This window comes from Brevibacterium sp. S22 (genome assembly GCF_004745485.1).
GTDB lineage: Bacteria > Actinomycetota > Actinomycetes > Actinomycetales > Brevibacteriaceae > Brevibacterium.
In genome coordinates, this window is record NZ_RHFG01000014.1 from 1 (window position 1) to 24,486 (window position 24,486).

The following is a 24,486-nucleotide window of genomic DNA, read 5'->3' on the forward strand; positions in this document are numbered from 1 at the left end:
ACATATCACCGACGTCGCCGACAAGCCCGGTTGGGTCGATTGACACCAGTAGAGTACGAAGCAATCATAGAGCCAGCTGCACTCGCAGCATGACACTCACGCTGTCACCCTTCTTTGCATCAGTCCCGTCTTCCCGTGACGGTGCCGGGAATGTCGATCGACAGGCAGTGCTCATCCGGGCTAATGGGCATCACGACCGCGGCAAAGCAGGTGCTCTTCGACGGCCAGGAGGTCGTCGTCGGCGGTGGTGTCGAATCGGTCTCGCTCGTCCAGAACGACAAGATGAACATGTTCAGGGCAAAGGATCCGTGGCTCGAAGAGAACGTGCCCGGGATCTACTATCCGATGCTGGCCACCGCCGAGGTGGTGGCTGAGCGCTACGGCGTCAGCCGGGAGGCGCAGGACGAATATTCGCTGAGTTCGCAGCAGCGGACCGCGGCCGCGCAGGAAGCCGGCCGGTTCGACGATGAGATAGTGCCGCTGCCGACGACGAAGGTCGTCGTCGACAAGGAGACGAAGGAGACTTCGCGACATGACGTTCTTCTCGAAGCCGATGAGGGCAACCGTCCCACGACGACGCCGGAAAGTCTGGCCGGGCTGAACCCGGTTCTCGACCCTGGTGTGGCGTCAAAGGTTCCGAGCATCACCGCCGGAAACGCGTCTCAGCTCTCCGACGGTGCTTCCGCTTCGGTGGTCATGTCGAGCGATGAAGCCAGCCGGCGCGGACTCGAGCCGCTGGGCATCTACCGCGGCATGGCCGTGGCCGGCTGTGCGCCCGACGAGATGGGCATCGGTCCTGTGTTCGCCATCCCGAAGCTGTTGAAGACGCATGGCCTGTCGATCGACGACATCGGTTTGTGGGAACTCAATGAGGCCTTCGCCGTGCAGGCTCTGTACTGCCGTGATCGGCTCGGGATCGACCCGGAGAAGTACAACGTCGACGGCGGCGGCATCTCGGTTGGTCATCCGTATGGAATGACCGGCGCCCGCCTCGTCGGGCACGCTCTCATCGAGGGACGTCGTCGCGGAGTGAAGTACGTCGTCGTGACGATGTGCATCGGCGGTGGCCAAGGTGCAGCAGGTCTGTTCGAGGTCTGCTGAGGCATTCATTCAGTCAGTCAGCAAGAACTTTGCAAGGGTCGATCGCTTGAAGCGGAGAGACGGTGCGGCTGAAACTGCGTGGCAGTGCGGCTGAGGGCGAAGGGCCGACGATATTCGGGTCGATTCTGATCTGAATGCCGTCGGCCTTTCCTGAGTCCACCATCGGTATGGAGCCGGACTTCTTGGTGATGTTCAGCCGGTGTTGTGTGGAGGTCGCGGCATTGTTGTGCGTATGACGAATGCCCTGGGCAGCCGTGCAGAGACCGCCTTACAGGAGTCATCTCAGAATGGTGGGGACGCCGCCGGAGTTTCGGCTGATACCGCCTTGCGGGAGTCATCTCAGAACGGAGGGGGCTCACCGGAGTCCCAGAACCAGTCGCGCAGTTCGGAGCTGTCGTCCACTGCTTGCGTGGCGCCAGGTGCTTCGCCGGCATTGCACGTCGCAGTCTTGGGTGTGAATGCGCAGAGATCCTCGGCATCGAGTTCCCTCCAGCCTGGGGTTCCGTCGGCCGCGGCTGGTTCAGGGCATTTCCGCGCCTGCTTCCGATCGCCGGGGACAGGGTGAACATCGTCTGCATCGACGCTGCGGGCAGGTGGGGCCTCAGAAGCAGAACGACGCTCGGCGGCCGGTGCATCCTCATCGGCAGACAGACGCTCGGCGTCCGACTGATCCGGACTGAATCCTCGACCTGCCTGCGACTGGACACTGCCGAAGCCCTCAAGGAACAGCCGGGCATGTTCAACGCTGATGGGGTTATCCGGGGAGACGACCTCAACAGTGACGCCCTTGCGGAAGACGTACTCAAGGTGTCCAGGCTCGGACATCCGCACATCGAAGTTGCCGTTGGTCTTCTGCAGGTGGTGGGCTTTGCACAGGCAATGGAGGTTTCCGAATCGGGTGAGACCGCCTTGGCTCGGGTCGGAGTGATTGAACGGATCGATATGGTCGATCTCTGTGATCTCAGCAGGTTGAGTGCACCCGGGAAAGGTGCACGTCACGAACTGAGCGACGAGGGTTTTGCGAACGCTGTTGGGAACTGCGTAGGACGTTGCCCTTGCATCGACAGGCGTTCCGGTTGCCGGGTCGGTCAGTAGCCGGGTCCATGTGGTGGAGTAGCCGGCGACTCGCCGAGCCATATCGGCTGGGATGGGTGACCCGTCGGGGAGCATTCCCGCCAGATCGCACACATCGACTGAAGGCAGCGGTCCGTCAGACGCTGTCGGCTCAGCAGAGGCGGAGGGCGTTCGAGTTGAATGGGCGCCTGTAGGTACAGGAGCTGGCATCGTCGCGTTCCTGGGCACAGACTCTGGTGGCGTTGGGGCTGTGCTCGGCGAGATTGAGTCGGTTGGCGGTGGAGTCGGTGGCCCGGTAGGCGGAGGGGCAGGTGGCTGACCGGTTCGCGGCGGCGGATCGTCCTCATTCGACTGGAACTGGCTGAGCAGAGTCAGCAAAGGAACAGTGATGAAGGTGCTGGCCTGATTCGCCAGCCAATACTCGTTGGTCGGCATGTCGAGAAGGAACTCGAAGCTGATGCGGCGCTCGCCTGTATCGAGGATGGGATTGCCGAAAGCGTCTGCAGCGCCAGATACAGCGGCTTCGGTTCCTTCTGCGGCGGGGCGAGCTCCGCTGGCACGCGAACCGATGAGTGCCGAGAGGGCCGCAGATGCGTCGCAAGTCGTGGTGCGACTGCTGAGAATGGCCTCGAGGATCTGGGATTCGAAGATGCGGTCGGCCGGTCTGGTGGGCGCCCGGCGGCTGCACTCATCCGCTGGGGTGCTCGTTGCACGAGCGGACTCACCACGCGGTGCGGATGCCCAGCGGCTCGACTCGCTCTGCGCGGAGTCAGCCGAACCTCTTGGCACAGATTGCGCCGGTTCTTCGTACCCGCTCTTGTCCAAGTCGTCGAATACACGCTCGATATAGTCGAGCAGTGCTTCGCCTTCGTGCATCGGAGTGCCGTCAGGGCCTGCGAAGAGTCCGTCGAGTGAGAAGTCGGTGCTTGTCGCCGTGGCATCGGACTCGTTCGTGCTGATGATGCGCAGCTTCAACTGAGGGCGCGTGCGAGTGAGAATGTCGAACATCAGTGCAGAGACCGAGCGCTCCTCATCAAAGCAGTCTCCCGCCTGCAGCTGACTCGAGAATGCACTGGTGTTGTTCCTATGGACGGCCCGTGCGAAAGCGTCGAGCCTTCTGAAGCAGGCTTGAAGTTCCGGGGCCGGCCCGGTCAGCGTGAGGTAGGCAGTTCCATCATCACCGGTGCTGTAATCGACTCGACGACGCAGGGCGACGCTTTCCAAAGTGTCCTCGGGAGGCTGAATCACGGAGATCTGCAGGGCGATCGAGCGTTTGAACGTCTCGATCGTGATGTCGGCGCGCCTGTGGGCCAGATAGTCGTCGAACTCCGGCAGGTGCTCGAAGTGCAGGTCACGACACGCACGAGTCACACAATCGACGTGCTCAATCGTGAAGTCTCCATCTATGCAGCGCTTGAGGAACTTCGGCAGCCCGTGGGTGAGCGTCATCGACGAGGTCATGTGCCTGAGCGAATTGCTCGTCGTCGCGCCGAGGAGACCCGAATAGACGCCGGTTTCGGTCGGTTCGATGTTGCTGCGCAGCCATGTGAAGAATGTCAGTTTCGGGTCATAGCCGGGAAAATCAGGCAGGGGAGCGGGGGCGGCCAGCAGCTCCACGGCTAATTTCCGCACGCGACGCAGGCGACGTCCTGCCGCACGGTTCTTCTTTCGTCCCTTGCCTTTTCCGAACTTCGTCCCGGTTTCGGCTTCGACCTGGGCCAGAGCCAGTGACCAAGCCAGTGATTCTTCGCTGGTCCAGGTTCTGCGCGACGAGAACGAGTCGTCGGCGAGTCCAGCGCCAGTGGACACCCTGTCGGCGAATCCAGCGTCAGTGGACACCTTGTCGGCAAGTCCAGCGCCAGTGGGCATGTCGTGAGTCGTTATGGCTGTAGACACTTCGTGAGTCGCTGTGCCTTCGGTTGCCTTACCGGCAGCAGCGGCGCCTTTGGGTTCCTCGTCGCCGTCTGATTCAGCTTCGTTTTCGTCTGTTTCAGATGGACGGTGGCGGGCGGCGGTCTCGGTGAATGGCGCGAACTCATAGACCGAGTCGGGCTGACTCCCTTTGAGCCCGAGAGCGTAGGCAACGTCCTGAGCGACGACATGACTGGTGGCGACGAAGGAATTGATCTGTGCGAGGCTGCTCTGAGCATAGGCGCCCAGCAGAGCGACGAGCTCATTGTCCTCGGCGATTTCCAAACGACGCCCATGAGCCCGGCGGAATTGGGACAGGGTCTGGTGATCTGCTTCCGTTGTTGGAGCAGCAGGCAGGCTTGATGCCCGTCCGTCGTTGTCTCCGATGTCCTTCATCGGTCTTTCACCTCTCCACGCCTCTGTGGAAGTTGATCGTTGGGGAAGGTGCCTAACTCAATTATACGGTCTGACGATAGGAATCGATGTCACAATCCGATTACAAATAGAACGGAAATGAAGATCACGTCAATGCGTACTGATTGATGCTCTTCCGGATCAGTATCGATCTCTTTGTCCTTTGACTCTACAGTTCGCTACTGACACGACATTGCTGCCGGCTCCGCCCCTGCCCTACCGATCAGCCGGTCCCAGACCCGCAGGGCGAGTTCGTTAGAATCGAGGGCGTGGCAGCGATCGACAAAGACATTCTCTGTTTGGCCCTTCCCGCGCTCGGAGCACTGATCGCCGAACCCGTTTTCCTGCTCACGGACACGGCTATGGTCGGCCACCTCGGTGCCGGTGCGTTGGGATCGCTGGCGATCGCGTCGACGATCCTGCAGACGGTGCTCGGCCTGATGATCTTCCTCGCCTATGCGACCACTCCACGCGTGGCGAAGCGGATGGGATCGGGGGACCGTCCTGGCGCGATCACCGCAGGATTCGACGGGATCTGGCTGGCGCTGGGCACCTCGGTGCTGATCATCATCATCGGACTGCCCCTGCTGAGCACAATGATCGAGGCATTTGGGCCCGAGGCGGAGACCGCTGCCGGTGCCCACTCCTACCTGGCGATCTCGTGGTGGGGTCTGCCGTTCATGCTCATGGTCATCGCGGCCACCGGACTGCTGCGCGGACTCCAGGACACGAAGACCCCACTGGTCGTCGCGGCAGCCGGGTGCATCGCCAACATCGGCCTCAATGCGATCTTCATCTACGGCCTCGACATGGGAGTCGCGGGATCGGCGATGGGTACGGTCATCGCGCAGGCAGGCATGTGCGCGGTCTACCTCACCATCTCAATCCGCGCAGCCCGCCGCCTCCACGCCAGCATCCGCCCTGATTGGACAGGCGTGTTCACCTCGGCGAAGACCTCCGGATGGCTGCTGGTGCGCAATGCCTCACTGCGTGCAGCGCTCATCCTCCTCGTGTTCCTGGCCACGGCGATGGGCACGACGGACCTCGCCGCGATCCAGGTCGCCCAGAGCATCTTCTTCGCACTCGCGCTCGCCCTCGACTCGTTGGCCATCGCGGGTCAGGCGATGATCGGTCTCGAACTGGGTGCGAAGAACACCGAGGCGGTCATCGCGATCAACCGCCGCCTGTGCCTGTGGGGGATCGTCTTCGGCATCGTCGTCGGCATCGTCCTGTTCGCAGGCTCCGGAATCATCCCACGCGCCTTCGCCTCCGACCCCGCGGTGGTGTCGGCACTCGCCGCCCTCCTGCCGGTGCTGGCGCTGAGCATGCCGATCGCCGGGTACGTCTTCGTCCTCGACGGCGTGCTGATGGGAGCCGAGGACGCGAAGTACCTCGCTCTGGCACAATTGGTCGCTGTGATCGGATACGCGATTCTGCTCATCCCGATCATCAGCATCTGGCCCGGAGCTCCCGGACTCTGGGCCGGCTTCTGCATCGGATTCGTCGGTTTCCGCGCCCTGACCCTGGGCTGGCGAGTACGCAACCGGGCGTGGATCGAACGCGCCGTCGAGAAAGGAATCTCATGAACGCTGCCCACTCTGACGCTCATGATTCACAGAACTCCTCCGCCGAGGCGACCGACACCTCCCTGCGCGGACGGATCCGTCCGCTGCCGGCCGAGACCGACGACGAGACCTTCCTGCCGTTCCTCGACCTGTGCTTCAACTGGTCGATGGACAGACCCCGCATCGACATCGACGAGCTGGCCCACCGCAGCGATGCCGTCTTCTACTTCCGCGACTGGGGTCGCGACGGAGACATCGCCGTGGCCGCGCACGCCGAAGCTGATGCGCAGTCGCCGATCATCGGACTCGCCTGGGTGCGTCTGGCCGATATCGCCGATGTCGTCGGCAAGGTCGATGAGGGTGTCAGCGGAGACTTCGCCGCGGCGTTGGGCAAGACCGGCGCCGAGGTGGTCCGCAGTGAGGTCGTCCCCGACGGTTCCGCTGAGGACTCGGCAGACAGGCATGACCTGGCACCTGCCGATGACGGCGCTCCCTTCACCGGCTATGGCTGGGTGGCAGCGGACATTCCCGAACTCTCCGTGGCCGTGCTGCCCGAGCATCAGGGGCAGGGGATCGGCGGAGCACTCGTCGACACCGTGTGCACACTGGCACGGATGAGCGGATTCCCGGCGGTGAGCCTGTCCGTCGAGGACGGCAACACCGCCGCGAAGCTCTACACCGACCACGGCTTCGTCTCCGTGGGACGCAACGGAGACTCCGACGTGCTCGTGCGCCGACTCAAACGCGACTGATCCTCTCCTTCGCCGGATGTGCGGGGGTCCTCCGCAGGGTGCGCGGGCATCCTCCACGGGGAGCCCTGGCATCCTTCACCGGGTGCGCGGGCACGAATGTCCGTGATAGATGTGAGGGATCGACCGCGCACGGTCGACCAACTGATTTTCAATGACGAGGAGCACGCCCATGGTCACAGTTCTCACCCACGCCACGGTCTTCGACGGAACCCGCTTCCTGCCCGGAACCCGGGATGTCGTCATCGACGGTGGACGAGTCACCTCGGTGGCGGAAGGAGGGCAGGGATCACATGACGCCGCAGACGACCACATCGACTGCACAGGTAAGACGATCATTCCCGGAATCATCGACTGCCACGTCCACCTCACGAGCTCCGGGGCAGCTGCCAGCTCGAACTTCCACGACCCGTTCTCGCTGCAGTTCTTCCAATCCGTGGCGAATATGGAGGCCACACTCAAAGGCGGAGTCACAACCGTGCGGGATGCCGGCGGCACCGACCTCGGCGCGAAAATGGCCGTGGAGACCGGCGTGGTGCGCGGTCCGCGAATGACGATCGCGGTCAACATCATGTCCCAGACCGGTGGGCATGGAGACTTCCACCTCGTCTCCGGAGCGGACTCTCCGTTCCTGGCCCCGCACCCAGGCAGGCCCTCCGGGGTCGCCGACGGACTCGACGGCGTCCAGCGCACAACCCGCGAACTCCTGCGAGCCGGAGCCGACCACATCAAGATCTGCTCGACCGGGGGAGTGCTCTCACCCCGGGACGACCCGCGCCACTCCCAGTTCACGGAAGCGGAGATCGCCGTCATCGTCGCCGAGGCGGCCGCCCAAGGTGCGTCCGTCATGTCCCACGCCCAAGGTGCACCGGGGATCAAGAACGCTGTGCGCGCCGGCGTCCGATCGATCGAACACGGCATCTACCTCGACGAGGAGGCCATCGACCTCATGCTCGAACGCGGCACCTACCTCGTCCCGACCCTCCAGGCCCCGCAGGCCGTGATCAAGGCCGCCGAGGCGGGGGCGGGCCTGCCGCCCTCCGTCGTGGAGAAGGCCCGTCGCGTCATCGAAGCCCACCGCGAATCGATCGCCCGGGCCCACGCGGCGGGAGTTCCGATCGCCCTGGGCACCGACGCCGGAGTCGGTCCGCACGGCGAGAACCTCGAAGAGATCAGCCTGCTGGCCGAGGTGGGACTGACCACTGCAGAAGCGCTCGCCGCCGGAACGTCCGTCGCGGCCCGCCTGCTCGACGACAACCAGGTCGGTCACCTCAGCGAAGGCGGACTGGCCGACCTCGTCGTCGTGGACGGCGACCTGCGCACAGCAGACGTCCGCGGAATCGAGTCCCGAGTCAACGCTGTCTACCTCGAGGGCGAGCTCGTCTGATTCGCATCCGCGCCGAGGCGGTGCCGGGCATCTCTCGGCACTGCCTCGTGCGCGTGCGACGGCTGTGGCGGCAGAGACGGCCGCAACCGCAGAGATGGCTGCGACTGCAGAGAGTGAGATCCGTCTCGACCGATCGCCGGCTGAGGGAAACCTAACCTTACGGGTCTATGATAGGAGGGACCGAACCGTGAAGCCGCAGCACGTCAGTGCAGCGGGAATGCCCAGAAGGAGTGCGCCTCAACGATGAACCCGCTCGACTGGTCGTTTCCGATCGCCGTGACTTGGCTGATCATGTTCGGCATCATCATCTGCCGAGCCGGCGGCACCTTCCTCCTCGGCCGCTTCGCCCGCAAGGGAATCCGCAAGTTCGAGCGGGTCGAGAAGATCATGGCCGGACCGAAATACCGTCGTGCCGAGGATACGATCGACCGCTTCGGGGCGCCCGTCGTGGCGCTGAGCTTCCTCACCGTCGGACTGCAGACAGTGGTCAACCTCGCCGCCGGAACCACGGGGATGCGATACCGCCGCTACGTCCCGGCGCTTGTCGTCGGCGGATCGCTGTGGGCGCTCATCTACTCGACCGTCGGCTTCCTCGGATTCAAGGCGGTCGCCAAGGCCTACCAGGCCGAACCGGGACTGACCATGGGGCTGGGCCTCGTGTTCGTCGTCGCGATCGTCAGTCTGTTCATCGGACTGCGCAAGGATCGGTCCCTCGCCGAGGAGGCGGCCCCCACCTCGGCGAACTGACCGTCCCTCTTCGACTTCGTCAGCCTCACCCCGATTCGAGTTCCTCCTGTTGCCCTGTCTGGGGCAGTCAACGCCACTGTTCCGGACTTCCTCTGTCCGTCTGACAGCCCCTGGTCCGAAACGCTGGGCTGAGTTCAGTAGAGTGGAACAGCGTCAGCGTCGACATGACGAGACTGCTCGTCGACAGTGAGTAAAGGAGTCCCCGGATGGTCGTGGCCTGGTGGAGCATCATTCCGTTCGTTCTGCTGCTCGGGTGCATCGCAGTGCTCCCGCTCATCCCGGCCACGGAGAAGATCTGGGATCGCAACCTCGTCAAACTCATCGTCGCCCTCGTCCTCGGCGTGCCGATCGCTGTATGGTTCCTACTCAGCGGAGAGTCGACGACGGTCATCCACGCGCTGCTCGAGTACTTCCAGTTCATCATGCTCATCGGCAGCCTGTTCGTCGCCTCGGGCGGAATCTTCCTCGTGGGCGACATCAAGGCGACACCGCGGAACAACACGATCTTCCTCGCCGTCGGCGGAGCGCTGGCCTCGTTCATCGGCACCACGGGTGCGGCGATGTTGCTCATCCGCCCGATCCTCAACACGAACCAGGACCGCCGGCACCGCACCCACACGGTCATCTACACGATCTTCATCGTTGCGAACTGCGGTGGACTGCTCACACCGCTGGGTGACCCGCCGCTGTTCCTCGGCATGCTGCGCGGCGTGCCCTTCGAATGGACGTTCGGGCTCTGGCCGTACTGGCTATTCGTCAACGCCCTGCTGCTCGTCAGCTACTTCGCCCTCGACACGAAGATGTATGCGAAGGAACCGGCCGAAGCCTTGGCAAAGGACGCCGAATATGCGACGAAGCTCGGCCTGCGCGGCGCCAGCGGTCTGCTGTTCCTGGCGATCATCATCATCGCCGTCGCCTTCATCCCCTCGGTCGATATGCATGCCATCGAATCAGGGCATGCGACCACTTCGGACTATGTGCCGTGGCGTGAGGTCGTCATGTTCGTCTCTGCAGTGACCTCGTTCCTCGTCGGTGACCGCGGTGCCCGGTTCAACCTCAACAAGTTCACGTGGACGCCGATCCTCGAGGTCGGGGCACTCTTCATCGGCATCTTCCTGACCATGATGCCGGCCCTGCAGTACCTCAGCCAGATCGCTCACAAGATCCCGCTGAACGAGATCTCCCTGTTCATCTTCACCGGCGGTCTCTCCTCCGTCCTCGACAACGCCCCGACCTATGTCACCTTCTTCGAAATGGCCGCTCAGGTGCAGGGAGAGCCGAGAGTGGCCGGTGTGCCCGAGACCCTGCTCATCGCGGTCTCGCTCGGTGCTGTCATGGGTGGGGCCATCACCTATATCGGCAACGGTCCGAACTTCATGGTCAAGTCCGTCGCGGATTCGGCGAACGTGGCGATGCCGAGCTTCGGCGGCTACGTGTGGTGGTCGCTGCGCCGCCTGGCACCGATCCTCGCCTCGATGGTGCTCATCTTCATGACGGGCTCACTCTGGTGGATCCTGCTCGGAGTGCTCGTCGCACTCGTCATCCTCGGACAGGCAGGGCGAGATCTGCGCGCAGCGAAGGTCATGAAAGCAGACTGAACGGCAGTGCCCGGGACAGGTGAGCCACGCAGCCCGCAAGCCGCCGTCGGAGTCGGCCTCTACTTCACCGGCAACGGGGCCGTCTTCGCAGCTCTCCTGCCGTGGTATCCGCTGCTGGTCGACCGACTCGCACTGAGCTCCTGGCAGTTCGGGCTCGTCGTCGCCTGCTTCGCAGTCGGATCGCTGCTGTCCTCGGCCCTGCCCGCCGCGCTCATCGCCCGCTTCGGGGCCCACCGTGTCGTCATCGGCGGGACGGTGATGCTCGGTGTGGCCGCCTCGGCGACGGCCTGGTCGGTCAACGGTGTGATGATGGCGGTCTGCCTCCTCCTGCTGGGATGCTTCGATGCGATCGTCGATGTCGCTCAGAACGTCGTCGGCATCTCCGTCCAGGAACGGGCGGGTCGGACGATCCTGTCGTCGATGCATGCGCTGTGGAGCCTCGGCGGCCTGGTCAGCGGAGCCGCCGCGACCGCGGCCGCCAGCGGCGGTGCCGATATGCGGGTGTGGATGGCGCTGATCGGCATCGCCGCCGTGCTCATCACGATCGTGGGACGGCGTCTGATCGGCGGCTATGCCTCGCCGAGGCGGGTCGCCGATTCTGATGCGAACTCAGAAACCGATCTGGAATCAGAAACCGATTCCGAAGCCAGGGGACTGACCGACTCCGACTCTTCCCTCGATGGGAACGGGCGAGACCGAGCCGCGGGGCGTTCGAAACGGGCGATCCTCTCGGCGGCGCTGCCCTTGGCGATCGTGGCGATCTGCGGTGCCGCGGTCGAGGACATTGCGAACAACTGGGCGGGGCTGGCAGCGGTCGACTTCGCCGACGTTCCGACCGCCTCGGCGGGGATCGCCTTCAGCATCGTCATCGGCAGCCAATGCCTCGGACGCTTCAGCGGGGACCTGCTCGTGACCAGGTTCGGGGCCGGACGGATCGCTCGCCTCGGGGGCGGACTCATCGCCCTCGGCGGGATCGGCGTCGTCGCCGCCTGGGAGCCCGTTCTGCTGCTCGTTGCGATGGGAGCACTCGGTTTCGGGTCTGCGACGCTCGTGCCCGGTGCACTCGGAGCGGCCGGACGACTGCCCGGGCTCGGGCGGGCTGGGGGAGTGACGCTCGTGAACTGGCTTATGCGCGTGGGCTACCTCGGTACGAGCCCGTTGGTCGGCGTCGTCGCCACCGGCGCCGGGCTGCGATGGGGGCTGGGCATACTCGTGCTCGTCGGCATCCTGACGATGGTCTTTGCGCACCGCCTCGACGTCCGCCGGGCCTGAAACACAGGCAAGTTCGGCGGCTGCAGTGGCACGGCGGCTGGGCCGAAGCGGGGCAGGTGTGGAAAGAGCTCGGATACGAAAAATGTGCCGCACCTTCGTATCAACGAAGTGACGACACATTCGACTGCAAGTGGGTGGTACTCACTGGTGGTCGGGCTAGCGGGATTTGAACCCACGACCTCTTCACCCCCAGTGAAGCGCGCTACCAAGCTGCGCCATAGCCCGTTACCGTACTCCCTCGAGGGCAACGAGAACTAGCGTATACCGATCAGGGGCCAACTGCCAAAACCACGTTCCGTGACCTTCGAAAAGCAGGTATCATCCCAGGTAGATACCGAAGAAACGGGACTTGCGGATGCCTGACAGGGCACCTCGGTAACATTTCCGTTTCGTGATTGTTATGAACGTGGCCCAGGCGGCTATGCTTGGTACACCGACAAACTAGAGGAGTCGACATGGCAGATCTGGATTATCCAGTGTCTTTGCGGTACTCGCGCGACCACGAGTGGGTTGCGACCACGGATGACAACGCAGTAGTCCGTGTGGGTATCACTGATTTCGCCCAGGAACAGCTGGGTGACGTCGTCTATGTCGACCTGCCTGAAGCTGGGGATTCGGTCACCGCAGGGGAATCCTGTGGTGAAGTCGAGAGCACGAAGAGTGTCTCTGACCTGATTGCACCTGTGTCCGGAACCGTCACCGAGGTCAACGACTCGCTCGACGATTCACCTGAGACCGTGAACTCTTCGCCGTTCGAGGACGGATGGATGTATCTCGTCGAACTCAGTGAACCCGCACAGCTCGAATCGCTGATGGACAGCGAGGCGTACAAAGAGCTCATTCAGAGCGAGGAGGCGTAATGTCGCAGAATCACGATCAGAATCGTCCGACCCCCTCGCAGCCCTGGTATGACAACGGGCAGGTCCCGCAGTCGAAGAAGTTCCCGTTCGGGGCCAACGGCAACGGCGATGACGAGTCTGCGACTCGGATGAACCCTCAGATCGACCAGAACGGTCAGAGGAACACTCCTCCCTACGGCCAGCAGCCGGCCAGTGGAGCCCCACAGCACGGCAACGGCCAGAACTACGGCGGAACGCCTCAGGGCGGACAGCCGTACAGCAACGGTCAGCAGTTCGGCGGAACGCCTCAGGGCGGACAGCCGTACAGCAACGGTCAGCAGTTCGGCGGCACTCCGCAGGGTGGACAGAACTACGGTGCGTCCCAGCCTGCCGGTCAGCCCTATGTCGGCAACGGTCAGGGCAGCCAGGGGCAGCCGCAGCAGTATCAGCCGCAGAACTACGGCCAGCCGCAGAGCGGTCAGCCCCAGGGCGGTCAGGGTCAGCAGGCGTACGGTTCCAACGGTGCCGGCCAGTTCGCACAGCCCCAGGGCAGCCAAGGCCAGCAGCAGTACGGAAACTATCCGGAGCAGGGCGGGCAGCAGCAGTACGGTTCGAACGATGCCGGCCAGTACGGTCAGTTCGATCCCCACCAGCAGCAGGGCAGCCAGCCCGGCCCCGGTCAGTATGGCCAACCGCAGTCCGGCCAGCCGCAAGGCGGTCAGCCTCAGTCGGGTCAGCCTCAGTCGGGCCAGCCGCAGGGCGACCCGACGAACGGCGGTCAGGATCCGATGAACGATTCGGGCAGCCAGCAGTTCCACGGAATCCTGGATCCCCATACCGGCGAGATCCACCCGGTGCCCGACCTCGAAGGTCTGCAGGATGCCGATGCTCTGCTCGTCGTCGTCTCCGGACCGGACTCCGGTTCGCAGATCCTCCTCGACACCGATGTGGTCACAGTGGGCCGCAGCCCGAACGCCGACATCTTCCTCGATGACGTCACCGTCTCGCGCAAGCATGCCGAGTTCATCCGTACTCCCAGCGGTTTCACGCTGCGCGACACGGGATCACTCAACGGCACGTATGTGGGGCGTCAGCTCATCGACTCCATCGAACTGCAGAACGGAGCCGATGTGCAGATCGGCAAGTTCCGAATGATCTTCCAGCAGCGTCCGCGCTCCTGACCGGGGGATGATGTCAAAAGTTGAAGTCGAGGTTGTCGGCGTCCGCATCGAAATGCCCGCCAACCAACCGATTCTCCTGCTCAAGGCCAGCGAACCTGCCTACTACCTGCCGATCTGGGTCGGTGCGATCGAGGCCAATGCGCTGTCGATCGCACAGCGGGGGCTGACCCCGCCGCGCCCCATGGCACATGCTCTGCTGCTCGACGTCCTCGAGAAGTACGACGCCGAGCTGCAGGACGTGACGATCACCGGCAAGGATGGTCAGATCTTCCTGGCCGAACTGCACACGAACGACGGGAAGTCGATCTCCGCGCGCCCTTCGGACGCGGTGACTCTGGCGCTGACAGCGCACTGCCCTGTCTACGTCGACACACAATTGCTTGAAGAATCCGGAATCGAAGCCCCCGAGGCCGATGAAGAGGAAGTCGCTCAGTTCAGAGACTTCCTCGACAATGTCTCGGCCGAGGACTTTGAGACCGGCACCGAAAACCCATGAAAGTGAAACATTGAGTCTCCACACCGATCCGGTCCTGTCCGACAGAGAAATCGCCGCAGCCGGCGATGACAGTCTTCGCGGTCTCGATGACTGGCGCGAGATGGATCCGCAGCAGCAGCCGACCTATCTCGACAGCGCCGCGCTCGACGCAGTTCTCACCGATCTGCGCGACTCTCCGCCGTTGGTGTTCGCCGGCGAAGCCGATGTGCTCAAACAGCGTATCGCTGCCGCTTCGCGCGGCGAGGCCTTCGTTCTGGCCGGCGGCGACTGCGCCGAATCCTTCGACGGAGCCCAGGCGGATAAGATCCGGGCCCGCGTGCAGACGGTTCTGCAGATGGCGGCCGTGCTCACCTACGGCGGCTCGATGCCCGTGGTGAAGATCGGCCGCATGGCCGGGCAGTTCGCCAAGCCGCGCTCTGCCGATATGGAGACGCGCGACGGCGTCACCCTGCCGTCGTTCCGCGGCGACATCGTCAACGGCTACGAATTCACCGAGGAGTCCCGCCGCCACGATCCCGAGCGCCTGCTCAAGGCATACCATATCTCGGCATCCACGCTGAACCTCATCCGCGCATTCACCCAGGGCGGCTTCGCCGACCTGCGCTTCGTCCACGACTGGAACCGCGGTTTCCTCGCATCGAATCCCGGCTACCAGCGCTATGAACAGACCGCTGCCGAAATCGACCGTGCCATCCGCTTCATGGATGCCTGCGGAGCCGATTTCGATGCGCTCAAGACCACCGAGTTCTACGCCGCCCACGAAGCTCTGCTGCTCGAATACGAACGTGCACTGACCCGGATCGACTCGCGCACCGGTGACGCCTACGACGTGTCCGGCCACTTCCTGTGGATCGGTGAGCGCACTCGCGAGATCGACGGCGCCCACGTGGACTTCCTGTCGAAGGTGCGCAACCCCATCGGCGTCAAGCTCGGGCCCACGGCCACCGCTGACGATGCTCTGGCCCTGGCCGAGAAGCTCGATCCGGACGCCGAACCCGGACGTCTGACCTTCGTCACTCGGATGGGCGCCGGCCAGATCGGTGAGGCGCTGCCTGCACTGCTGAAGGGAATCGGCGATCGGCTGTCGCATGTGACCTGGGTCTGCGATCCGATGCACGGCAATACGATCACCTCGAACACCGGGTACAAGACCCGCCGCTTCGAAGATGTCATGGCAGAAGTCGAAGGCTTCTTCAACGCTCACCGTGATGCCGGCACGATCCCCGGCGGACTGCACATCGAGCTCACCGGTGATGACGTCACCGAGATCATGGGCGGAGCCACGGAGATCGACGACGAAGGTCTGCGTCGCCGCTATGAGACGCTCGTCGACCCGCGTCTCAACCACGATCAGTCGCTGGAGATGGCATTCCAGGTGGCCGAATACCTCACCCGCAGGAACTGAACGACACACTGAGGACAGAGACAGATTCGGTGGCCCCGCAGTTCAACTGCGGGGCCACCGTCATATTCGGCTGGTATGTCTGTTGGGCTGAGCCCGACATCGGTCGGACCAGGACACTTCAGTCCTTCTTGTCCTTCTTGTCCTTCTTCTTGTCGTCGTCCTTGGACTTCTCGTCTTTCTTGTCGTCCTTCTTGTCATCATCCGTCTTCTCCTTGCCCTTGGAGACACGGACGATGATGAGGGAATTGGCCGGCTTCGATTCCGTGCTCTTCGGGAACTGCGAGACGACCTTGCCTTTGGGCACGTCATCGGAGAACACTTCGTCCTTGCCGACACGGAATCCGCGCTTGGCCAGCGTCGCGTAGGCGGCGTCGAAGGTCAGTCCTTCGACATTGGGCACCGGCGTCGGCGCGACGCCCTTGGAGACGACGAGGTCGATCTTCTCGCCCTTCGACAGCTTCGTCCCGGGCTTCTTCGACGCCGAGATGACGGTGTCCTCGGCGTCTGTGTCGCTGTACTCCTCTTCGACCTTGCCGACCGCGAGGCTGACCTTCTTCAGCGCGTCCTCGGCTTCGGCGCGTTTCATGCCCTCGAGTTCGGGGACGGCGAACTTCTCCTCGCCCTTGGACACGACGACCGTGACCGTCGAATCCGGGGGCAGTTCGGAGCCGCTGACCGGTTCGGTGCCGATGACCTCGCCGACCGGAACGGAGTCGTCGAAGACTTCCTTGGGTTCGGCCTTGAGATCACTGTCCTCGAGCTGCGAGGTGACCTCGTCGACCTCCTTGCCGGCCAGCTGGCCCGGCACGATCGATGTCGGTGCAGGCAGGTTCGCGATGACGAGCCAGGCCACGAGTGCCAACACGGCCACGACGGCGACGAGCGAGGCGAGCACGCGACGACGGCGACGACGTGTCTTCGACGCCTTCGCCGAGGCGGGTGCGGCGAATGCCGCGACCGCGGCTTTGTCATCGTCGTCCGATTCGGCCGCGTCGCCGGTCCCATCCGCCGAGTCGCCACCGGATCCAGAACCTGAGCCGGAACCTGCTCCGCTCCCCGAGGCAACGCCCGCTGCGCCGACTCCGGCAGCAGCGCCGCCAGCACCGGCCGCCGCAGCGCCGACCTCATCGTCACTGCGATCGGTTGTGCCGGCGTCGTCCGACGATTCGGCAGGGGAACCCGGGGAATCGTCGGCGGTCGGTTCAGCATCGGAGCCGCTGTCGTCGGGGGAGTCATCGGAGTCGTTGTCAGTGTCGCGGGAGTCGTCGTCCTCCGAATCGTCGTCGGAGGTCACGGCGGCAGTGACGCCGCCGATTCCGGCAGCGGCAGCAGCGACTCCGGCTCCAGCAGCCGCACCTGACTGCGCGTGAGCACTGTCGTCATCGGCCGCCTCGGTGCCGGTATCGTCATCCTCACCCTCGAGATACGGGATCTCGTCCGTCCGAGACTTCTTCTCCTTCGGGACCTCCTCCCCGAGGTCGATGCTCGCGGTGAGCACGGGGGAGTGCTCTCCGGCAGCGATCGCCGGGTCGCCGAGGTCGAGCTCGGCTTCGCTCATCTCCGCACGCGCTTCGGCCAGCGCCAGGCGGAACTGGGCGGCATCGGCGGGACGGTCCTCGGGTTCCTTCGACGTCGCCCACAGAACGAGCGCGTCCAGGCGCGGACTCAACCGGGGCACGACGTCCGAGGGCGGCGGCACCGTGTCGTGGACGTGACGGTACGCGACCTGGATCGGCACATCGTCGGTATATGGCTGAGTACCGGTGAGCATCTCGTAGAACATGATGCCGACCGTGTACAGATCGGTGCGGGAATCGGCTCCGGCCCGGGTGACGAGCTCGGGCGCGACATAGCCGACGGTGCCGATCAGGGTCTTCGTCGTCGTCGCAGTGGTCACGGCACGGGCGAGACCGAAATCGGCGAGCTTGACCTGGCCATCCGTGCCCAGCAGCACATTGTCGGGTTTGAGATCACGGTGGATGATGCCCGTCGAATGCACCGCCTCTAAGGCGGCGAGGATCGCGTCGAGGACGACGATCGCCTGGCGTGGGGTGAAGGAGCCGCGGTGCTTGAGCTCACGGCGCAGAGTCACCGAGGGCAGGTGCTCCATGACGAGGTAGACGATATCGCCGTCACGAGCCTGATCATGGATGGCCACGAGGTTCGGATGGGTGAGGCGTCCGGCGTTGATGGCCTCCCGGCGGAAGCGTTCGACGAAAGTGTCATCGGAGATGAGGTGCTCGTGCATGACCTTGATCGCGATCTCGCGGTCGAGCCGCAGGTCGGTGCCGCGGTAGACCATGGCCATTCCGCCGCGGGCGATCTTGGCATCGATGCGGTATCGGTCGTTGAGCACCGTACTGATGAGGGGATCTCGGCGGGCGGTCACTGGGCCTCCTGCAAACGCGCACGCTGCAGCTGGACGGCGCGGACGAAGGCCTTCGTCTCCGGCAGCAGTCCGTCAGTGCGAACTGAGCGCAGGTCCTGGTAGTAGCCGGCGATGGCCTCGTTCTCGGATTCGGCTGTCTCGATGAGCCAGCCGAGGATGACGGTGCCGGCGACGATATTGTCTGCGATGTCGAGCAGGTCGAGTCCGCGGCCGACGATATCGGACGCCCAGCGACCGGAACGCGGGGTGACCTGCATGATGCCGATCGCGTTGCCGGCCGAGACCGTCGTGTGCTGGAATCCGGATTCCGCAGCGGCGACGGCCTGCATGAGGGCAGGATCGGCGCCGAGTTCGACCGCCACCGAGGCGACGAGCAGCTTCGCCTCCGCCGGGGCCGGATGGCGACGGTGCAGCAGAGTGTATTTGTTCAGCCGGGCTGCGTGCAGCACAGCGGGACGGATGCCCTCGACCTGTGCGCTGGCGGCGACGCGGGGGACATCACTCGGCGCTTCAGGGGCAGTGCGACGCGGACGGGCCTTCGACGGGCGCAGCAGAAGCAGCTCGCCGACCTTGATGAACGAGTCATCGCCCATGGCGTTGGCCTGCCGCAGGGTCGCCGGCGAGATTCCGTGCCGAGCGGCGACTCCCTGCAGGGTCTCACCGGGGGCGACGACGTGCGAGGGATCATCATCGGGCAGGTCGTTCTTCTCCGGCAGGGACAGCACCTGACCCTGGTGGAGGTTCTGACGCGGCGAGATGCGGTTGAGCTCGGCCAGTGCGGGCACGGAGACCCCGTGTTTGCTGGCCACACCGTAGAGGGTGTCGCCCTGCTTGGCCTTGTATGTGCGCCCACCGTGGGTGACGGGAACGGTCGCGCCCGCGGTGCCCGAGATCCACTGCGGCCCAGTGCCCGGAGCCGCTTCCTCGGATGCGCGGTCGGAGATATCATCGGCCTGATCATCGGGGGACGAGGACAGCCCGTCAGCGGACGGAGCCTGATCGTCGGACAGAGCCTGATCGTCGGACGGAGCCTGATCCTCAGCTGGCGAGGCGGAGTCCGAGCCTGATGATGTCGCCGAGGCGGCCGGTGCGTCCTCGTCGGGGGATTCGGTGGTGGGGGCCACCTCGGTGGGGGATTCGTTTTCGGGGTCGACCCGTTCGGCTCCTGGGATCGGACCGGTCGAATTCACCTTCGATGCAGCGCGGATGTCAGGAGCGGCAGTGACGGGTCTGTGCCGTCGCGGTCGTGTCATCTGTCACCTGTTGACTTCATGTCGAATGGGGAAGCTACGGTCCCCAGCCTAACGAGTGGGCGCGCTCGACCCGAGCATTCGGCACCGCATGGCGGGGTGTTTCTGCCGAATATTGCTACGCTTGAGGGCGTGAATACCGAAGAACTCGTCCAGGACTGGGCTCCTCTGCCCGATATCGCCGAAATGACCGGCCTGAGCATCACCCAGGTGCGTCGGATGCTCGAAGACGGAGTGATCTGTGCCATCAGGATCGGCAAGCCGAAGGTTCTGCGGGTGCCCTTGGCCTTCTTCAACGACGGCGAAGTCGTCAAACCTCTCAAGGGCACGCTCAGTACCCTCCACGATGCCGGGTTCGACGCCGAGGAGTCGATCGTGTGGTTGTTCACCCACGACGATTCCCTGCCGGGGCGTCCCATCGATCTGCTCCGCGCCGGCAACCGCAAGGAAGTGCGTCGCCGCGCGCAGGCCCTCGCCTTCTGATCCGTATTCCCTGATCAGGCCGCACGCTTCGTGTTCCCTGATCAGGGTTCCGTTCGCTGGGTGTGGGCGTCGTCGGCCGCTGAGTCAGCTGTTGCGGTAGCTGAGCGCTGTGGCGAATCCGTGCAATCGGGCATGAGCGAGTTCGCCGACAGCGGTGACCGTCGACGTGTCTTCCATCCAGGCGTCGATGACAGCGGTCGCCTGCGCGTGTTTGGCGTCGATGAACGATTCGACGGCGGCAAGACCGCCCGATTCGGTGATCATATCGACGCATTCGGCCACCTCGGCGTCTGTGAGATCCGGATCGCCCAGCCGTGAGGCGAGGACTTCGAGCTGGTCGGCCGAGATCCGGGCCGCGGTCTCGGCGATGAGGACGGTGCGCTTGCCCTCGCGGATATCGTCACCGGCGGGTTTGCCCGTGGCCTGTGGGTCACCGGCGATGCCGAGGACATCGTCGCGCAGTTGGAACGCCTGCCCGAGGGGAAGGCCGAAAGCGGAGATCTCCTGGAGCTGTCGACTGCCCGCTCCTGCCAGGGCCGCGCCGAGGAGGAGCGGCTGTTCGACCGAATACTTCGCGGACTTATAGCTCAGGACCTCCCATGCACGATCGGCGATCCGCTCGTCGTCGAGGGGAATGACCTCGGCGAGCACATCGAGATACTGGCCGACCATGACATCGCGGCGCACGGTTCCGCGCAGTTCGCGGGCCAGGCGGCTGCCGCCCAGGGCGTCCTGCGAACGTTCGAAGAGCTCTTCGCTCAGCGCCAGGCAGATATCGCCGATGACGATGGAGGCGGAGACGCCGAAGGAGGCGCCGTCGCCGTGGAACCCGAAGCGCTGATGGCGGGCTTCGAACTGCCGGTGCAGCGCCGGCTTGCCGCGACGGGTGTCCGAATTGTCGATGACATCGTCGTGGATGAGGGCGGCGGCGTGCAGCAGTTCGAGCGACCCGGCCGCCTGAGCCAAGCCCACGGTGACGCCCGCAGCGTCGGTCGTCGCGCTGGCAGCGGTCCCGGTCGTCGGGCTGGCAGAGGTCTCGGCAGCGGTGTCGGTCGCGCCGGCGCGGACGTCACCGCTGGCGAGCTGGAAGCCCCACCAGAGGAGGACGGGACGGATCCTCTTGCCGCCGCGGGTGAACTCGATGAGTGCTTCGCCGATCGCGGTCGCATCGGGTGAGATCGCCTCGAACTGGGCGGCCTTCTCGGCGATGAAGGTCTCGAGCTGGGCCGACACCTCGGCGGCGATGGACTCTGGGGAATCGAGAGACTCGATGAGGCCGGCGGCGGCTTCGGACGGGGCGGTCTTAGGGGAGTCGCCGGACGTCACTGAACTGTGTGAGCTCATGAACCGATGTTTCCGCCGACGGTCACGATCGAATTCGCCTTGTCTTCCGAATCCTCGGCGACCGTGACGACGAGGACGCTGTCATTGTCCTTGTGCTTGAAGTTGACCACGCGGGCGCTCTTCGTCTTGACCTCATCGCCGAGGCGCTCGAAGTCGGCCTTGCCGAGCTCCTTTTCGTAGAACGCGAAGATGTCCTTGGCCTCGGCCTTCGCGCGGACGACGAGGCTGACCTGCTCGGGCAGCTTCTTGTCCTTGTCGTTATGAGCCTTGACGATCGACGCCGAGAGCACCTCGGAATCCGGGTACGGCTTGATGTACTCGGGCAGATCCTTCACATCGTTCGACGTATCGGGATCTGAACCGGTGGCCTCCGTCGATGCTTCGGCCGATGCGGTCTCGGACTCGGTCGGAGACGCAGCAGCCGAGGTCTCCTGAGCGGCCGAAGTGGTCGATTCTGCGGAGTCTCCACCGTTTCCCGAACACCCCGCAAGAGCGAGAGCGGCGACGATGGGCAGTGTCATGACAGCGGTGCGCGATACCATGCTTCAAGAGTACCTGGACTGTTCGGCGGAGCCGAAAGGAACAAGCGCGAGGGGCAGGCGATGAGTCGGAAGCAGCTGGCACGATCCGGGGGTGATCTGAGCCGACTGGGCACGGACGACGCCGGTGCCACCATGCTCCACCTCGACATGGACTCGTTCTTCGTCTCCGTCGAGCTGCTCAGCCGTCCCCACCTCATCGGACGCCCCGTCATCGTCGGTGGACGCAGCGGCCGCGGAGTCGTCGTCTCGGCCAGCTACGAAGCGCGCGAATTCGGCGTGCATGCGGCGATGCCGATGTCGAGGGCCATGAATCTGTGCCCCATCGCCGAGGTGATCCCACCGTCCCATGGCCTGTACTCCTCGTTTTCCCGCCAAGTCTTCGACCTCGTCTCCGAGGTGACCCCCGATGTGCGGCAGGTCAGCGTCGACGAAGCCTATGTCGACGTCTCCGGTGCCGTGCGCCGTCTCGGATCCCCGGTGGAGATCACCACCCGGCTGCGGGCACAGATCCGAGAGCGCACTGGGCTGAGTGCCTCGGTGGGCATAGCCGTCAGCAGAGTTGTGGCCAAACTCGCTTCCGCCCGGGCGAAGCCGAACGGCCAGCTGCTTGTGCCTGTGGCCGCGACTCAGGAATTCCTCGACCCGATGCCGATCGAGGCTCTGCCCGGAGTGGGGGAGAAGACGCAGGAGGGATTCTTCCGCTACGGCATCCGGAGCATCGGCGATCTTGCCGCCGTCGATGAGGATTGGGCGGCACGTGTCTTCGGTGCCCACGGCCACCAGCTGTGGCGGGCCGCGCACGGCCAGGACTCCTCCGGATTCGACCAGCAGGCCAAGGAACATTCGATCAGCGCGGAGAACACCTTCGGCGAAGACATCTGGGACATCGATGTGCTCGAGCACGAACTGCTGCGCCTGGCCGACAAGGTCGCATACAGGGTCCGTGCGGAGGGAAAGGTGGCCACGAGCCTCGGACTGAAGTACCGCCTCGGCGATTTCACCACCCTGTCGAGGTCGGTGACACTGTCGGCTCCGACTGACCTGGCCCGTGAGATGTACGAGGGGCTGCGCCCGGCCCTGCGCAAGCTGCGCGAGCAGCGCGCCCAGGGAGTCAGGCTGCTCGGAGTCAGAGCAGCCGGCCTCAGCGACTTCGCCGTCACCGGACGGCAGGCCACCTTGGACGAACCGGAACATTCCGGACGCGAGGCCGAGGTGGCCCTCGACGAGGTGAGACGTCGGTTCGGCAGCGAAGCGATCTCTCAGGCCTCGCTTCTGCGCAGACGTCCCGAGGACTGAGGGCGGGTGAGCGGGAGCACAGTCTGAAGACCCAGTGGGAATCCGGCTCCTGACGGCCCCCGGAGATGTTTTTTCAAGCGTCAGAGACTATGATTGGGGGAAAGACTTGAGAAGCGAAACGGGGGTTCGAGATGCCACTCTCCGATCACGAACAGCAGCTGTTGGACCAACTGGAGAAGCAGCTGCGCAGTGAAGACCCTCGTTTTGCCCGGAATATCTCGGAAACCCAGGCTGCCGCCACGGGTCCCGGGTTCTCCGCCAAACGCTTCGTCCTCGGCATCCTCATCGCTCTGGCTGGACTCGCCGCGACGATCCTCGCGATCTCGCTCATCTCGAGCTCGACCTGGTGGATCGCCCTCGGCGTCGTCGGATTCGGCCTCATGGTCGCCGGAATGTACTGGGCGTTCAGCCGTCCCGGCCAGGTGCACACCACGCAGACCGACTCTCAGAAATCCGGAGCGAAGTCCAGCACTAAGGGCGGATCCGGGTTCATGAGCAGGATGGAAGACCGATGGGAGAAGCGCCAGCGCGGCGAATGACCCCGCTCTCTGCGATCAAGGCACTCTCAATATGAGAGTGCCTTTTTCAATGCCCGTCCGCGTGCTCGGGACCGCCGGTGCGGTCTTCGCCGGAGTCTTCGCCTTCGCCGAGGCGGCTCACTGGCGCTCCAGTCGCCGACGCCTGGGCGACTGGGAATGTGGGCACGGTCAGACCCGGAACGATCGTCGGACGAACCTCAGCCCGGAGGTCCTATCAACGGCGGGCAGCGACCAGATCATCGTGGTGCTCGGGTACGCCAACACCGGGCCGCGGCCGAACGGTATCAACCGCTTCCGCGCCCGTGCCGGTCTGCGGACGATCGACCCGGCGGCCCGATCGAGCCGTCTCATCTTCTGCGGGGGAGCCGTCACCGGTCGGACATCGGAGGCGTTCATCCTCGAACGCTTCGCCCGACAGGAGCTCGGATTCACCGGTCGATCCCTGCTGGAGACCCAGAGCACAACGACGTGGGAGAACATCACCAACGCGATTCCGCTCATCGACCGCGAACTCACTCCTGCCACGACGATCAGCATCGTCTCGAACTCCCACCATGCGGAGAAGGCCCGGGACCACCTGTGGCACATGCGACCGGATCTGGCACGTCGCCTCGTCCGCGGGGGAGACTACCGGTTCGGCGAACATCCGTTCGTCAGACCCATCGCCGCCGTGCGCGGACACTTTGCCCTGCACACGCTCGACCGAGAGAACGAACAGCAGGCAATCGGCCGCTGAAAGGGCAGGAGCGGCCCGGCGGACGCTTCCATGCGGCCCGGGCAGCGCAGAACCGGCCCAGACAGCGAAGAGGCGGCCCCTCGGGACCGCCTCTTGGCCTTCGACCAGCGCCTCTTCGCCTTCGACCCGCGTCAGTTCGGGCGAATGTCCCGCGTCAGTTCGGACGAT

Annotated in this window: 20 protein-coding genes and 1 tRNA gene; 15 read left to right on the forward strand and 6 right to left on the reverse strand. The window is 64.4% G+C overall.

Annotated elements, in window-relative coordinates; genetic code table 11:
* Positions 1 to 114 precede the first annotated feature (114 nt).
* Entirely contained in the window at positions 115 to 1,101 is a 987-nt protein-coding gene (locus EB835_RS12255; protein WP_276606003.1) for an acetyl-CoA C-acyltransferase, read from the forward strand.
* A gap of 339 nt (positions 1,102 to 1,440) precedes the next feature.
* On the opposite strand, the gene EB835_RS12260 is transcribed toward EB835_RS12255, so the two are convergent.
* A complete protein-coding gene (locus EB835_RS12260; RefSeq protein WP_135809759.1) occupies positions 1,441 to 4,482 on the reverse strand; it encodes an HNH endonuclease signature motif containing protein in 3,042 nt (1,013 codons plus the stop codon).
* 287 nt (positions 4,483 to 4,769) lie between these two features.
* Between EB835_RS12260 and EB835_RS12265 the strand changes: the two genes are divergently transcribed.
* The 6 genes from EB835_RS12265 (at position 4,770) to EB835_RS12290 (ending at position 11,818) form a co-directional block, all read left to right on the forward strand.
* Complete coding sequence (locus EB835_RS12265) at positions 4,770 to 6,086, forward strand: MATE family efflux transporter (RefSeq protein ID WP_135809760.1); 1,317 nt, start codon at positions 4,770 to 4,772, stop codon at positions 6,084 to 6,086.
* Positions 6,083 to 6,817 carry a GNAT family N-acetyltransferase gene (locus EB835_RS12270; protein ID WP_135809761.1) on the forward strand — a complete coding sequence of 245 codons (735 nt, stop codon included), beginning with the start codon at positions 6,083 to 6,085 and terminating at the stop codon, positions 6,815 to 6,817. The genes EB835_RS12265 and EB835_RS12270 overlap by 4 nt, the downstream gene beginning before the upstream one ends.
* Positions 6,818 to 6,986: 169 nt before the next feature.
* Positions 6,987 to 8,201: a metal-dependent hydrolase family protein gene (locus EB835_RS12275; protein ID WP_135809762.1), complete on the forward strand. Its 1,215-nt coding sequence runs from the start codon at positions 6,987 to 6,989 to the stop codon at positions 8,199 to 8,201.
* Positions 8,202 to 8,444: 243 nt separating this feature from the next.
* Complete coding sequence (locus EB835_RS12280; RefSeq protein ID WP_135809763.1) at positions 8,445 to 8,948, forward strand: DedA family protein; 504 nt, start codon at positions 8,445 to 8,447, stop codon at positions 8,946 to 8,948.
* Positions 8,949 to 9,154: 206 nt separating this feature from the next.
* Positions 9,155 to 10,546 carry a sodium:proton antiporter gene (locus EB835_RS12285; RefSeq protein ID WP_135809764.1) on the forward strand — a complete coding sequence of 464 codons (1,392 nt, stop codon included), beginning with the start codon at positions 9,155 to 9,157 and terminating at the stop codon, positions 10,544 to 10,546.
* A 6-nt stretch (positions 10,547 to 10,552) separates the two neighbouring features.
* Entirely contained in the window at positions 10,553 to 11,818 is a 1,266-nt protein-coding gene (locus tag EB835_RS12290; protein WP_135809765.1) for an MFS transporter, read from the forward strand.
* Positions 11,819 to 11,966: 148 nt separating this feature from the next.
* Here the strand turns inward: EB835_RS12290 and EB835_RS12295 are convergent.
* Positions 11,967 to 12,043: transfer RNA gene (locus EB835_RS12295), tRNA-Pro, on the reverse strand.
* 230 nt (positions 12,044 to 12,273) lie between these two features.
* Between EB835_RS12295 and gcvH the strand changes: the two genes are divergently transcribed.
* Genes gcvH through EB835_RS12315 form a run of 4 tightly spaced genes read left to right on the forward strand, consistent with a single transcriptional unit; the run spans position 12,274 to position 15,739 of the window.
* A complete protein-coding gene (gene gcvH / locus EB835_RS12300) occupies positions 12,274 to 12,678 on the forward strand; it encodes a glycine cleavage system protein GcvH (RefSeq protein ID WP_135809766.1) in 405 nt (134 codons plus the stop codon).
* Complete coding sequence (locus tag EB835_RS20855) at positions 12,678 to 13,838, forward strand: FHA domain-containing protein (protein ID WP_135809767.1); 1,161 nt, start codon at positions 12,678 to 12,680, stop codon at positions 13,836 to 13,838. Before gcvH ends, EB835_RS20855 begins: the two co-directional genes overlap by 1 nt.
* Before the next feature lie 10 nt (positions 13,839 to 13,848).
* Complete coding sequence (locus tag EB835_RS12310; protein ID WP_135809768.1) at positions 13,849 to 14,334, forward strand: bifunctional nuclease family protein; 486 nt, start codon at positions 13,849 to 13,851, stop codon at positions 14,332 to 14,334.
* A gap of 10 nt (positions 14,335 to 14,344) precedes the next feature.
* Positions 14,345 to 15,739, forward strand: coding sequence for a class II 3-deoxy-7-phosphoheptulonate synthase (locus EB835_RS12315; RefSeq protein WP_135809769.1), 1,395 nt, complete (start codon positions 14,345 to 14,347; stop codon positions 15,737 to 15,739).
* Positions 15,740 to 15,857: 118 nt separating this feature from the next.
* Here EB835_RS12315 and EB835_RS12320 read toward each other — a convergent pair whose 3' ends face one another.
* Entirely contained in the window at positions 15,858 to 18,128 is a 2,271-nt protein-coding gene (locus EB835_RS12320) for a protein kinase domain-containing protein (RefSeq protein WP_135809770.1), read from the reverse strand.
* Positions 18,125 to 19,381, reverse strand: coding sequence for a LysM peptidoglycan-binding domain-containing protein (locus EB835_RS12325; RefSeq protein ID WP_135809771.1), 1,257 nt, complete (start codon positions 19,379 to 19,381; stop codon positions 18,125 to 18,127). Before EB835_RS12325 ends, EB835_RS12320 begins: the two co-directional genes overlap by 4 nt.
* A 129-nt stretch (positions 19,382 to 19,510) precedes the next feature.
* On the opposite strand from EB835_RS12325, the gene EB835_RS12330 reads away from it, so the two are divergent.
* Positions 19,511 to 19,861: an Rv2175c family DNA-binding protein gene (locus EB835_RS12330; protein ID WP_135809772.1), complete on the forward strand. Its 351-nt coding sequence runs from the start codon at positions 19,511 to 19,513 to the stop codon at positions 19,859 to 19,861.
* 84 nt (positions 19,862 to 19,945) lie between these two features.
* Here EB835_RS12330 and EB835_RS12335 read toward each other — a convergent pair whose 3' ends face one another.
* Together EB835_RS12335 and EB835_RS12340 are read right to left on the reverse strand one after the other, a co-directional pair.
* Positions 19,946 to 21,205, reverse strand: a complete 1,260-nt coding sequence (locus tag EB835_RS12335; protein WP_240688718.1) for a polyprenyl synthetase family protein — start codon at positions 21,203 to 21,205, stop codon at positions 19,946 to 19,948.
* Positions 21,202 to 21,747, reverse strand: a complete 546-nt coding sequence (locus EB835_RS12340) for a hypothetical protein (protein WP_240688719.1) — start codon at positions 21,745 to 21,747, stop codon at positions 21,202 to 21,204. Before EB835_RS12340 ends, EB835_RS12335 begins: the two co-directional genes overlap by 4 nt.
* Before the next feature lie 60 nt (positions 21,748 to 21,807).
* Between EB835_RS12340 and dinB the strand changes: the two genes are divergently transcribed.
* The 3 genes from dinB (at position 21,808) to EB835_RS12355 (ending at position 24,318) form a co-directional block, all read left to right on the forward strand.
* Complete coding sequence (dinB, locus tag EB835_RS12345; protein ID WP_135809773.1) at positions 21,808 to 23,043, forward strand: DNA polymerase IV; 1,236 nt, start codon at positions 21,808 to 21,810, stop codon at positions 23,041 to 23,043.
* A gap of 131 nt (positions 23,044 to 23,174) precedes the next feature.
* Positions 23,175 to 23,582 (forward strand): DUF3040 domain-containing protein, encoded by a 408-nt coding sequence (locus tag EB835_RS12350; protein ID WP_135809774.1) that lies wholly within the window; start codon positions 23,175 to 23,177, stop codon positions 23,580 to 23,582.
* A gap of 31 nt (positions 23,583 to 23,613) precedes the next feature.
* Entirely contained in the window at positions 23,614 to 24,318 is a 705-nt protein-coding gene (locus EB835_RS12355) for a YdcF family protein (RefSeq protein WP_205749934.1), read from the forward strand.
* The last annotated feature ends 168 nt before the right edge of the window (positions 24,319 to 24,486 follow it).